Raw genomic sequence first — 12,719 nt, 5'->3', positions numbered from 1 at the left:
GCGAAGCGACTCAGGGGGTCACCATAGTCACCCCAACATTTGAGAGACAGCCCTTTGCGTCTGCACGCTGATCAACTGCGCCCGGTAGCGCGCGCTGGCATGCAGGTCGCTGTTGAGGTCGGCATGGTCGATCAGCACCTGGGCGGCCGCGTCGGGCGTGAAGCTCTGGTTGAGCGCGGCCTCCAGCCCCGCGTGGCGGAACACGCTGAGCCCGGCGCCCGTGACGGCCACGCGCACGCCGCTGTCGGTCTGGGCGACGAAAACGCCCACCAGGGCGAAGCGCGAGGCGGGCTGCTTGAACTTGAGGTAGGCGGCCTTCTTCGGCACGGGAAAGCGCACGGCCGTGATCAGCTCGCCGCTGCCCAGCGCCGTGGTGTACATGCCCTGGAAGAAGTCGTCGGCCGCGATCTCGCGCCGGTCGGTGACGACGGTGGCGCCCAGGCCCAGCACGGCGCTGGGGTAGCAGGCCGCAGGGTCGTTGTTGGCCAGCGAGCCGCCGATGGTGCCGCGCGCGCGCACCTGGCGGTCGCCGATGCCGCCGGCCAGCTCGGCCAGGGCCGGGATGGCGGCCTGGACCTGCGGGTTGGCGGCCACGTCGGCATGGCGCGTCATGGCGCGGATTTCCACGGTCTGGCCGTTGACGGCGATGCCGGCCAGGCCCTGGACACGGTTCAGGTCCACGATCTGCTCGGGCCGCGCCAGGCGCAGGCGCATCGATGGCAACAGGCTCTGGCCACCGGCCAGGTACTGGCCGCCCTGCGCGGCCAGCGCGGCGGCGTCGGCCGTGGTGCCCGGGGCTTCATAGGTGAATGCGTACATGGCGCTCTCCTCAGGAGGTGGCTGCGGCGTCGATGGCCGACCAGACACGGTGCGGGCTGGCCGGCATGTCCAGGTCCCTGACACCCAGGGGATGCAGTGCGTCGAGCACGGCATTGATGACGGCGGGCGGCGAGCCTATGGCCCCCGCCTCGCCACAGCCCTTGGTGCCCAGCGGGTTGTGCGTGCAGGGCGTGCAGACGGTCCCGAGCCTGAACTCGGGGAAGTCGTCGGCGCGCGGCATGGCGTAGTCCATGAAGCTGCCGGTGAGCAGTTGGCCGGTCTCGCGGTCGTAGACGCAGTTTTCCAGCAGCGCCTGGCCTATGCCCTGGGCCACGCCGCCGTGCACCTGGCCCTCGACGATCATGGGATTGATGATGGTGCCGAAGTCGTCCACGGCGCTGAAGCGGTCCACGCGCACCACGCCCGTGGCCGGGTCCACCTCGACCTCGCAGATGTAGGTGCCTGCGGGGAAGGTGAAGTTGGTGGGGTCGTAGAAGGCGGTTTCGTTGAGGCCGGGCTCCAGTTTGTCCAGCGGGTAGTTGTGCGGCACATAGGCGGTGAGCGCGATCTGGGCGAAGGGGATTTTCTTGTCCGTGCCACGCACCGTGAACTCGCCACCCGCGAAGTCGATGTCGGCGTCGCTGGCCTCCATCAGGTGGGCTGCGATCTTCTTGGCCTTGGCCTCGATCTTGTCCAGCGCCTTCATGATGGCCGCGCCGCCCACGCTGATGGAGCGTGATCCGTAAGTGCCCATGCCGAACGGCACACGGCCCGTGTCGCCGTGGACGATGTCCACGTTCTCCACGGGTATCCCCAGGCGCGCGGCCACCACCTGGGCAAAGGTGGTCTCGTGCCCCTGGCCGTGGCTGTGCGAGCCCGTGAACACGGTGACGCTGCCCGTGGGGTGCACGCGCACCTCGCCGCATTCGAACAGGCCTGCCCGCGCACCCAGGGCGCCCGCGATGTTGCTGGGCGCCAGGCCGCAGGCCTCGATGTAGCTGCTGTAGCCCAGGCCGCGCCTGAGGCCCCGTGCCTCGCTGTCGGCGCGCCGCGCGGCAAAGCCTGCCACGTCGGCCAGGGCCTCGGCCTTGTCCATGCAGGCGCCATAGTCGCCCACGTCGTACTGCAGGGCCACGGGCGTCTGGTAGGGGAAGCTGGTGACGAAGTTGCGCCGCCGTATCTCGGCCTGGGACAGGTTCAGCTGCCAGGCGCAACGGCTGACCAGGCGCTCCAGCAGGTAGGTGGCCTCGGGCCGGCCCGCGCCCCGGTAGGCATCGACGGGGGCGGTGTTCGTGAACCAGGCATCGACCTCCACGTAGACCTGGGGCGTGGCGTACTGGCCTGCCAGCAAGGTGGCATAGAGGATGGTGGGCACGGCGCTGGCGAAGGTGCTCAGGTAGGCGCCCAGGTTGGCGTCCGTGTGCACGCGCATGGCCAGGAACTTGCCGCTGGCGTCCATGGCCATCTCGGCATGGCTGACGTGGTCGCGGCCATGCGCGTCGGTGAGGAAGGACTCGCTGCGGTCGGCTGTCCACTTGATGGAACGATTGAGCTTGCGCGCGCCCCAGGTCAGGCAGACGTCCTCGGCATACAGGAAGATCTTGGAGCCGAAGCCGCCGCCCACGTCGGGCGCGATCACGCGCACCTTGTGCTCGGGCAGGCCCATGACGAAGGCCGTCATCAGCAGCCGCTCGACGTGCGGGTTCTGGTTGGCCACGTACAGCGTGTACTCGTCATTGGCACGGCTGTAGCTGCCGATGGCCGCGCGCGGCTCCATGGCGTTGGGAATCAGGCGGTTGTTGACCAGGTCCAGCTGGGCGATGTGGGCGGCGCCCGCGAACACGGCATCCACGGCGGCCTTGTCGCCGATGGCCCATTTGTAGCAGTGGTTGTCGGGGGCGATGTCGTGCACCACCGCGCCGGGCACCCTGCCCGCCGCCGCGTCGGCCACCAGCACCACGGCGGGCAGCGGGTCGTAGTCCACCTCCACCAGCTCGGCCGCGTCGCGCGCCTGCTCCAGCGTCTCGGCCACGACCATGGCCACCTGGTCGCCCACGTAGCGCACGGTGTCCAGCGCCAGGATGGGATGCGGCGGCTCCTTCATGGGCTCGCCGTTGGTGCTGGTGATCAGCCAGCCGCAGGGCAGGCCGTTGATCTTGTCGGCCGCCACATCGGCGCCCGTGAGCACGCCGATGACGCCGGGCGCGGCCTTGGCCGCATCGGTGGAAACGGAGCGCACACGCGCATGCGCATGCGGCGAGCGCACGAACACCGCATGGGCCTGGGCGGCCAGCGCGATGTCGTCGGTGTACTGGCCCGCGCCCGTGAGGAAGCGGTAGTCCTCCTTGCGCTTGACGGGCTCGCCGATGTGGGGGAGCTTGGAAAAGTCGGATGCACCCATGGCTGTCTCCTTGTGGTGGCCTGCGGCGCTCAGGCCGCAGGCCCTGCCATGGCCTGGCTGCCCTTTTTCACGGCGGCCACGATGTTCTGGTAGCCCGTGCAGCGGCACAGGTTGCCCTCCAGCGCCTCGCGGATCTCGCGATCGCCCGCGCACGGCTGGCGCTGGCACAGGTCCACGGCGCTCATGACCATGCCTGGCGTGCAAAAGCCGCATTGCAGGCCGTGGCACTCCTTGAAGGCCGCCTGCATGGGGTGCAGGCCGCCGTCGATATCCGCCAGCCCTTCGATGGTGCGCACCTCGCAGCCTTCGGCCTGCACGGCCAGCATGGCGCAGGACTTGACGGCGTGGCCGTCGACGATGACGGTGCAGGCCCCGCACTGGCTGGTGTCGCAGCCCACATGCGTGCCGGTCAGGCGCAGGTGCTCGCGCAGCGCATGCACGAGCAAGGTGTTGGGAGGAACGTCGATGCGCTGCGCGCGCCCGTTGACGGTGAGCTGGACATTCATCGTGCTGTCTCCTGCCTGTGATCGGCGGTGATCTGGAACGTGGGGGAACGCCGGGAACCTCGCCTGCCATGGTCGCCCTGCCCGCAGGCGCCCGTTCTAGGGTTGACCCGCAAGCCCGGGCCGGACGGCGCGGATATTCTCAAAATGACACAGTTGCCTGCGCAGCCTCCGCCATCAGCGGCCGGGTCTTCGCCTGCGCCAGCTTCTGCCCCCCTGCCAGCCCGTTCGCAATCCCTTGCCAGCCAGCCACAGGAGTTTCCGCCCCATGTTCGCCCTGAGCCCCGATGCCGTGCAGCCCTGCCCCGCCGGTCCGCGCCACCAGCAGGTCGCGCGGGCCCGCAGCCTGGCTTTCGGCGATCAGGCGCTGGCCGGTTCACCACCCGGCATCGCGCCCTGGCTGTGGCGCTCCTGGCAGCGCTGCCTGGCGGCAGGCCGCCGCCCGGACGAGCGCGTGGTCTACGAAGCGCTGGGGCCGCATGCGCTGCGCCAGACATGCGATGGCCATGAGGCGCTGCTGCAGGCCGCGCACCCCGTGATGGCCCAGCTGGTGGGCGCCGTGGGCGCCATGCGCTACTTCAGCCTGCTGACCGATGCACGCGGCACCGTGCTGGAGGTGCAGGGGCCGCTGGACCGCAGCGACATGCGGGTGCAGGCGATCGCCCGCGTGGGCGTGGACCTGTCCGAGCAGGGCGTGGGCACCACGGCCATCGGTGCGGCCCTGGCCGAGCATGGCCCCGTCTGGCTGCACCAGGCCGAGCATTTCTTCGAGGCCAACCGCCACTACAGCTGCGCGGGCGCGCCGCTGTTCGGCCCGGACGGTGGCTGCCTGGGCATGCTGGACATCACGGGCGTGGATGTGTCCGAGCGACCCGAACTCGTGCACCTGGCGCTGCGCTGCGCCCGCGCCATCGAGGACCGCCTGCTGCGCGCCCTGCCCCATGCGCTGCTGCTGCACCTGAACTGGCCCGGCGGGCCGCTGGGCCAGGAGGGCGAAGGCCTGCTGGCCGTGGACGCCGAAGGGCATGTGGCGGGCGGCAATACCCTGGCCCGCCAGCTCGTGCCCCAGCCGCTGTCGCTGCCGGGCCAGCCGCTGCACTGCAGCGAACTGCTGGCCATGCCCTGGTCGGCGCTGGTGGACCATGCGCGCCAGCGCCCCAACGAGCCGCTGCGCCTGCCGCTGTGGTCGGGCCTGCGGCTGCAGGCGCTGGTGCAGCCCGGCCCCCAGCTGCGCCAGCTGCTGCCAGCGCTGGGCACGGCAGCGCCGGCCACGGTCGCCCAGGCCAGCCCGCTGCGCGCCAGCGAGGGCGTGCTGATCGAGCAGGCACTGCAGGACGCCCAGGGCAATGTGGCCCGCGCCGCCCGCGCGCTGGGCATCAGCCGGGCCACGCTGTACCGCAAACTGGGGGCGCGCAAGCCCCGCACGACAACCTGAACGGGACGTTTCCTCGGGTTCACACGGATTTCTTTTAGGGGAAGCAGGCCGCCTGCGGCAGCCTGCTCTCCGTAGAATTGGCGGCTTTGGTCCATGCGCCGACAAGAGCGCTGCGCGCCGGCCTACAGGCCGGCGTACGGCGACGGACCCAATACAGCCTACTTTTTGGAGACACCATGCAGGCTTTGCTCAAATTCTCAAGGGGGGTCGACTGGCTCAACAGCCTGGTCGGGCGATGGCTTATCTGGCTGATCCTGGCCTCCACGGTCATCAGCGGCATCAATGCCATCGTGCGCAAGGTGTTCCACACCAGCTCGAACGCCTACCTCGAAGTGCAGTGGTACCTGTTCGCGGCCTCCTTCCTGCTGGCCGCCGGCTACACGCTGCTGCAGGGCGAGCATGTGAAGGTGGATGTGATCGCCAGCCGCCTGTCCAAGCGCACGCAGATCTGGATCGACATCTTCGGCTTCGTCTTCTTCCTGACCCCCATGGCGCTGGCCATCCTGTGGTTCGGCACGCCCTTCGTGATCCAGGCCATGCAGACCGGCGAGATGTCGGGCAACGCAGGCGGCCTGGTGCGCTGGCCCGTCTACCTGATGATCCCCATCGGCTTCGGGCTGCTGCTGCTGCAGGGCATGTCGGAGCTGATCAAGCGCATCGCCTTCCTGAAGGGCCTGATCGACGATCCCACGGCCAAGAAGGGCGAGAAGACCGCCGAGGAAGACCTGGCCGAAGCCCTGCGCGGGCTGGCAGGTGCCAAGGACAAAAGCGGGCAAAGCGCCTGATCGGGGAAACAGACATCATGGAATTCGTGATCCACAACCTGGCCCCGATCATGTTCGCGGGGCTGATACTTTTCCTGCTCGTGGGTTTTCCCGTGGCATTCAGCCTGGGCGCCTGCGGACTGTTCTTCGCCTTTGTCGGCATCGAACTGGGCGTGCTGCCCGAAGCCCTGCTGCAGGCCCTTCCGCTGCGCATCTTCGGCATCATGCAGAACGAGACGATGCTGGCCATACCGTTCTTCACCCTCATGGGGCTGATACTGGAGCGAAGCGGCATGGCCGAGGATCTGCTGGAGACCGTGGGCCAGCTCTTCGGCCCCGTGCGCGGCGGCGTGGCCTTTGCGGTGATCTTCGTGGGCGCGCTGCTGGCGGCGACCACGGGCGTGGTCGCGGCATCGGTGATCTCCATGGGCCTGATTTCCCTGCCCATCATGATGCGCTACGGCTATGACCGCCGGGTGGCCTCGGGCGTGATCGCGGCCTCGGGCACGCTGGCGCAGATCATTCCGCCCTCGCTGGTGCTGATCGTGCTGGCCGACCAGCTGGGCCGCAGCGTGGGCGACATGTACAAGGGCGCCTTCCTGCCGGGCCTGATGCTGACGGGCTTCTATGCGCTGTTCATCGTCGTGCTGGCCATCTTCAAGCCCGCCATGGTGCCCGCCCTGCCGCCCGAGGCGCGCACGCTGCGCGAGCCCAATGGCAATTCCGGCCTGCCCTCCACCCTGGTGCTGACCGTGCTGTGCGTGGCCGCCTCCATCGTGGTCGGTCAGTACATGCCCCAGCTGCACACCTGGTGGTCCGGCGAGGTGGTCGAGAAGGTCGCGCTGGACGAGACCATCGTGGTGTCCATGTGCTTCGGCGTGGCCCTGGCCTTCATCGCCGCCATGTTCAACAAGCTCACGGGCCTGCACCTGCTCAGCCGCATGGCCGAGCGCGTGACCTTCGTGCTGATCCCGCCGCTGCTGCTGATCTTCCTGGTGCTGGGCACCATCTTCCTGGGCGTGGCGACCCCCACCGAAGGCGGCGCCATGGGCGCGCTGGGCGCGGCCATCATGGCCTTCGTGCGCGGCCGCCTGAGCATGGACCTGCTCAAGCAGGCGCTGATGTCCACCACCAAGCTGTCGTGCTTCGTGATGTTTATCCTGATCGGCGCGACCATGTTCGGCCTGACCTTCCAGGGTGTGGACGGCCCCAAGTGGGTGGAGGAACTGCTGGTGTCCCTGCCCGGCGGCGAGATCGGCTTCCTGATCGTGGTCAACATCATGATCTTCGTGCTGGCCTTCTTCCTGGACTTCTTCGAGCTGTCCTTCATCGTCGTGCCGCTGCTGGCCCCCGTGGCCGACAAGCTGGGCATCGACCTGGTCTGGTTCGGCGTGCTGCTGGCCGTGAACATGCAGACCTCGTTCATGCACCCGCCCTTCGGCTTCGCGCTGTTCTTCCTGCGCAGCGTGGCCCCGGCCAAGGCCTACGTGGACAAGGTCACCAAGAAGATGACCGAGCCCGTGACCACCATGCAGATCTATGCGGGCGCCATCCCTTTCCTGCTGATCCAGCTGTTCATGGTGGCCCTGATCATCATCTTCCCAGGCATCGTCTCCAGCGGGCTGGACAAGAAGGTGGAGTACGACCTGGACAAGGTGCGCCAGGAGATGGAGGCATCCATGCCCGAGGCCATCGACTTCAACGACCCCATGTTCAACGGCGACGGCGCGAACCAGCCGCCTGCACCCGAGGGCACCCCTGGCGAGCCATCGGCCCCGGGCAGCGAGGACGATGCGCTCAAGGCGCTGCAGGACCAGTTGCAGCGCGAGCAACCGGCCACGCCGGGCGAGAGCAAGTCCGGCAGTTGATCGCAGGCGCCCTCAAGGACAGCAAAGGCCCCGCAACCGCGGGGCCTTTTTTCATTCGGGCCCTGGCGTGCGCCGGTCCCCTGCACTCATGAAAAAAGCCGGGCAGTGCCCGGCTTTCCCGCATGACGCCCGAGGGCGCCGCGACTTCACAGCTTTTGCGCCGACATGAAGGCGTCGTAGCGCGCCTCGGCAAAGCGGAACCACAGCACCTCGTCGCGCTGGAAGTTGCGGTAGTCGCCGTAGATCTTCTTCCACGCAGGATTTTTCTCGGCCAGCTCCGCATAGACCGCCATGGTGGTCTTGTAGGAAGCATCGAGCACGGTCTGCGGGAAGGCCAGCACCTTGGCCTTGCTGGCCACCAGTTGCTTGAGCGCGCCGGGATTGCGGGCGTCGTAGCGGGCCTGGGTGACCACGTGGGCCTCGTGCGAGGCGGCCTGCACCATGGCGCGCTGCTCGGGCGTCAGCGCGGCCAGCGCCTTCTGGTTCACGTAGAACTCGAGGTTCAGGCTGCCTTCCCACCAGCCGGGGTAGTAGTAGAACGGCGCGACCTTGTTGAAGCCCAGCTTGAGGTCGTCATAGGGACCGATCCATTCGGCCGCATCGATGGTGCCCTTCTCCAGCGCCTGGTAGATTTCGCCGCCCGGGATGTTCTGGGGCACGCCGCCCATGCGCTCGATGATCCGGCCCGCGAAGCCGCCGATGCGGAACTTCAGCCCCTTGATGTCCTCGGGCGTCTTCACCTCCTTGCGGAACCAGCCCCCCATCTGTGCGCCCGTGTTGCCGCCCAGGAAGTTGACGATGCCGTATTCGGCATAGAACTCGCGCATCAGCTTGCCGCCGTTGCCGTCCACGATCCACGCCGTGAGCTGGCGCGAGTTCATGCCGAACGGAATGGCGCCGCCGATGGCGAAGGCCTCGTTCTTGCCGAAGAAGTAGTAGGGCGCCGTGTGCGCGATCTCCACCGTGCCGTTCTGCACGCCATCGACCACGCCGAAAGCGGGCATCAGCTCGCCGGCCGCATGCACCGAGACCTCGAACTTGCCGCCCGACATCTCCTTGATCGCCTTGGAAAACACCTCGGCCGAGCCGTAGATGGTGTCCAGCGAGCGCGGGAAGCTCGACGCCAGGCGCCAGCGCACCGCCGCCTGCGCGTGAACGGCCGGTGCCGCCGCGGCAGTCAATACACCGGCCAGACCGGCGTGCTTGAGTGCTTTTCTTCTGTCCATCACTGTCTCCTCCTGGTTCGCTCTGCTTGAGAGCATTCAAAAAAGGCCGGACTGCTCTTGGCAGTTCGGCCCACATACATCATCGGAACAAAAAAGCCCCCACGCTACCCTTGCTGCGCAAGGTCCGCTGCCCCCCAAGGGGGCCGCTTTTTGCCTTGGGGCGGCCCGGCGGCAAAAAAGCCCCCACGCTACCCTCGCTGCGCAAGGTCCGCTGCCCCCCAAGGGGGCCGCTTTTTGCCTTGGGGCGGCCCGGCGGCAAAAAAGCCCGCCGTCCCCGCTGCATTTGGCAGAGGGGACGCGGGCTTGGCCTGCAGGCTTGGAGGGCATGGACCGTCCTTGTGCGTGCTGCTGGCTGCAGACCTGGCCTTACAGCTTGGCCGTGGTCATGTAGCTGTTGTAGCGGAACTCCGAGAAGCGCTCCCACAGCAGCTGGTCGCGCTGGAAGGTGCGCAGGCTCTGGTTGATCTTCTTGAACATGGGCGACTTGGCGTCATGCTCGGCCATGATCTCCATGACGGCCTTGTAGCCGGCATCCATGAAGTCCTTGGGGAAGGCCTTGAGCTGGGTCTTGTCGGCCACCAGCTTCTTGAGCGCCACGGGGTTGTTGGCATCGTACTTGGCCGTCATGTCGCGTGCCGCCACGTTGCAGGCCGCATCGACCATGGCCTTGTACTCGGGCGACAGGGCCGCATACGCCTTGGTGTTGATGAAGAACTCCAGCTCGGCGCCGCCTTCCCACCAGCCGGGGTAGTAGTAGTAGGGAGCGACCTTGTTGAAGCCCAGCTTCTGGTCGTCGTAGGGGCCCACGAATTCCACGGCATCCAGCGTGCCCTTTTCGAGCGCCTGGTAGACCTCGCCCACGGGCATGTTCTGCGCGACCACGCCAAGCTTGAGCATGGCGTCGCCGAACAGGCCACCGCCCAGGCGCATCTTCAGGCCCTTGAGATTGGCCACCGACTTGATTTCCTTGCGGAACCAGCCGCCCATCTGCGTGCCCGTGTTGCCGGCGCTCTGGCTCTTGATGTTGTACTGCGCATAGAACTCGTCCATGAGCTTGCGGCCGCCACCGTGCTCCATCCAGGCATCCATCTGGCGCGCGGTCAGGCCGAAGGGCACGGCGCAGCCGAAGGCGAAGATGTAGTCCTTGCCGGTGAAGTAATAGGGCGCCGTCAGCGCCATCTCGATGGTGCCGTTCTGGATGCCGTCGACCACGCCGAAGGCGGGCATCAGCTCACCGGCCGCATGCACCGAGACCTCGAACTTGCCGCCCGACATCGCCTTGAGCGTCTTGGAGAACATTTCGGCCGAGCCGAAGATGGTGTCCAGCGACTTGGGAAAGCTCGCGGCCAGACGCCAGCGGATCGCCTCCTGGGCGTGGACTGCGGGTGCGGCTCCCACAGCCAGCACGCCAGCGATTCCCGCATGTTTGATGATCGAACGACGGTCCATGAATGTCTCTCCGCGATGTGTTGTCAGTCAGATAAAGCCACCACCACCCCCTTGCTGTGCAAGGTCCGCGCCCCCCGAGGGGTCGCTGCTGCCTTGGGGGGCCCGGCGGCAAAAAAAACGCACGTTCGCACGTGCATTCACACTGTATCAGGTGGTATCGATTCTAAAAACGCCGCAAAGCAAGCGCGGACGGGGTTTTCCCCCGCGTAGTCCTGCTCGGCTGCCCGGCGCCGCTCAGGCCACGGCGCGCTCGGGCGCCAGGTGGGCGCGGACCGAGGCCTCGATGCCCGCCGCGTCCAGGCCCTGCAGGGCCAGCAGCCTGGCGGGATCGCCGTGCTCGATGAACTCGTCGGGCAGGCCCAGCTGCAGCAGCTGGCGCGTGATGCCCGCGGCCTGCAGCGACTCGGCCACGGCGCTGCCTGCGCCGCCCATGATGCAGCCCTCTTCCACGGTGACGATGAGCTCGTGCGTGGAGGCCACCTGGCGCAGCAGTTCCTCGTCCAGCGGCTTGGCCCAGCGCATGTTGACCACGGTGGCGTCCAGCGCCTCGGCCGCGGCCAGGGCCGGGTACAGCAGGGTGCCGAAGGCCAGGATGGCGACCTGCTTCTTGGCAGACTCGCGGCGCACCTCGCCCTTGCCGAAGGGCAGGCCCTCCAGGCTCTCCAGCGGCGCCACACCCACGCCCGCGCCACGCGGGTAGCGCACGGCCACGGGATGGTCCTGCTCGTAGGCCGTGGTGAGCAGCTGGCGGCATTCGCGCTCGTCGGCCGGGCAGGCCATGCTCATGTGCGGAATGCAGCGCACGAAGGCGATGTCATACGCACCTGCGTGCGTGGCGCCATCGGCGCCGACCAGGCCGGCACGGTCCAGCGCAAAGACCACGGGCAGCTTTTGCAGCGCCACGTCGTGGATCAACTGGTCGTAGCCGCGCTGCAGGAAGGTCGAGTAGATGGCGACCACGGGCTTGAGGCCCTCGCAGGCCATGCCCGCGGCAAAGGTGACGGCATGCTGCTCGGCGATGCCCACGTCGTAGTAGCGGCCCGGAAAGCGCTTGTGGAATTCCACCATGCCCGAGCCCTCGCGCATGGCGGGGGTGATGCCCACCAGGCGCTGGTCCTTGTCCGCCATGTCGCACAGCCAATGGCCGAAGACCTGGGTGAAGGTCTGCCTCGGGGGCGTGGCCGGCTTGACCAGGCCCACGCTGGGGTCGAACTTGCCGGGGCCGTGGTAGGCCACGGGATCGGCCTCGGCCAGCTTGTAGCCCTGGCCCTTCTTGGTGACCACGTGCAGGAACTGCGGGCCCTTGAGGCTCTTGATGTTCTCCAGCGTGGGGATCAGCGAATCGAGGTCATGCCCGTCGATGGGGCCGATGTAGTTGAAGCCGAAGTTCTCGAACAGCGTGGCCGGCACGACCATGCCCTTGGCCTGCTGTTCCAGCCGCTTGGCCAGCTCCAGCAGCGGAGGCACCTGCTTGAGCACGCTCTTGCCCATGTCGCGCGCCTTGGCGTAGAACTGCCCGCTCATGAGCTGGGCCAGGTAGCGGTTGAGCGCGCCCACGGGCGGGCTGATGCTCATGTCGTTGTCGTTGAGGATGACCAGCAGGTTGGCATCGGTCACGCCGGCGTTGTTCAGCGCCTCGAAGGCCATGCCGGCCGTCATGGCGCCGTCGCCGATGACGGCGATGGCGCGGCGGTCCTCGCCCTTTTGCTTGGCGGCCAGGGCCATGCCCAGGGCGGCCGAGATGCTGGTGGAGGAGTGCGCCGTGCCGAAGGTGTCGTACGGGCTCTCGGCGCGCTGCGGAAAGCCCGACAGGCCGCCGAACTGGCGCAGCGAGGCCATGCGCTCGCGCCGGCCCGTGAGGATCTTGTGCGGATAGGTCTGGTGGCCCACGTCCCAGACCACGCGGTCGTAGGGCGTGTCGAACACCGCATGCAGCGCCACCGTCAGTTCCACCGTCCCCAGGTTGGAACTCAGATGCCCGCCGGTCTTGGAGACGCTGTCCAGCACATAGGCACGCAGTTGCTGGGCCAGGGTCTTGAGTTCGGCACGCGACAGACGCCTCAGATCCGAGGGATCGTCTATGGTCTGCAGCAGGGAGTAGGTGTTCGTGGTCATGCTAGATATCTTGATGGCCGCAAGACCATCGCCCATATTTTCGTATCAGTTGCCTGTGGCATCGAACGCCACCCTTGCAAGTGGCGCGCCCCCACCAAGGGACACCGAGCAAGGGCCGCCCCGCAGCGAGGGTGTCGTC

The 12,719-nt window shown here is 67.6% G+C and carries 9 protein-coding genes; 3 read left to right on the top strand and 6 right to left on the bottom strand.

From position 1 onward, the window contains the following. Window positions 1–27 precede the first annotated feature (27 nt). Genes A9976_RS02955 through A9976_RS02945 form a run of 3 tightly spaced genes read right to left on the bottom strand, consistent with a single transcriptional unit; the run spans window position 28 to window position 3,726 of the window. Window positions 28–819, bottom strand: coding sequence for a xanthine dehydrogenase family protein subunit M (locus A9976_RS02955; RefSeq protein ID WP_183017739.1), 792 nt, complete (start codon window positions 817–819; stop codon window positions 28–30). 10 nt (window positions 820–829) lie between these two features. Continuing rightward, window positions 830–3,220 (bottom strand): xanthine dehydrogenase family protein molybdopterin-binding subunit, encoded by a 2,391-nt coding sequence (locus tag A9976_RS02950; RefSeq protein ID WP_183017738.1) that lies wholly within the window; start codon window positions 3,218–3,220, stop codon window positions 830–832. Window positions 3,221–3,249: 29 nt separating this feature from the next. Next, window positions 3,250–3,726, bottom strand: coding sequence for a (2Fe-2S)-binding protein (locus tag A9976_RS02945; protein WP_013803615.1), 477 nt, complete (start codon window positions 3,724–3,726; stop codon window positions 3,250–3,252). A gap of 265 nt (window positions 3,727–3,991) precedes the next feature. Here A9976_RS02945 and A9976_RS02940 point away from each other — a divergent pair, with 265 nt between their 5' ends. From A9976_RS02940 to A9976_RS02930, 3 genes are all read left to right on the top strand, one after another. Beyond that, complete coding sequence (locus tag A9976_RS02940) at window positions 3,992–5,158, top strand: helix-turn-helix domain-containing protein (RefSeq protein WP_183017737.1); 1,167 nt, start codon at window positions 3,992–3,994, stop codon at window positions 5,156–5,158. 176 nt (window positions 5,159–5,334) lie between these two features. Then, a complete protein-coding gene (locus A9976_RS02935) occupies window positions 5,335–5,943 on the top strand; it encodes a TRAP transporter small permease subunit (RefSeq protein ID WP_183017736.1) in 609 nt (202 codons plus the stop codon). A 17-nt stretch (window positions 5,944–5,960) separates the two neighbouring features. Beyond that, window positions 5,961–7,790: a TRAP transporter large permease subunit gene (locus A9976_RS02930; protein WP_183017735.1), complete on the top strand. Its 1,830-nt coding sequence runs from the start codon at window positions 5,961–5,963 to the stop codon at window positions 7,788–7,790. 146 nt (window positions 7,791–7,936) lie between these two features. Here the strand turns inward: A9976_RS02930 and A9976_RS02925 are convergent, their stop codons facing one another. From A9976_RS02925 to dxs, 3 genes are all read right to left on the bottom strand, one after another. After that, the gene (locus tag A9976_RS02925; protein ID WP_126311788.1) at window positions 7,937–9,016 is read right to left on the bottom strand and encodes a TRAP transporter substrate-binding protein; all 1,080 of its coding nucleotides are present in this window, start codon (window positions 9,014–9,016) and stop codon (window positions 7,937–7,939) included. 366 nt (window positions 9,017–9,382) lie between these two features. Then, complete coding sequence (locus A9976_RS02920; RefSeq protein ID WP_183017734.1) at window positions 9,383–10,465, bottom strand: TRAP transporter substrate-binding protein; 1,083 nt, start codon at window positions 10,463–10,465, stop codon at window positions 9,383–9,385. 234 nt (window positions 10,466–10,699) lie between these two features. Then, window positions 10,700–12,580 (bottom strand): 1-deoxy-D-xylulose-5-phosphate synthase, encoded by a 1,881-nt coding sequence (dxs, locus tag A9976_RS02915; RefSeq protein WP_183017733.1) that lies wholly within the window; start codon window positions 12,578–12,580, stop codon window positions 10,700–10,702. Window positions 12,581–12,719: the final 139 nt, after the last annotated feature.

This window comes from Delftia sp. UME58, assembly GCF_014170385.1.
Taxonomy (GTDB): Bacteria; Pseudomonadota; Gammaproteobacteria; order Burkholderiales; family Burkholderiaceae_C; genus Comamonas; species Comamonas acidovorans.
This window is presented reverse-complemented; position numbering and strand designations above follow the sequence as displayed.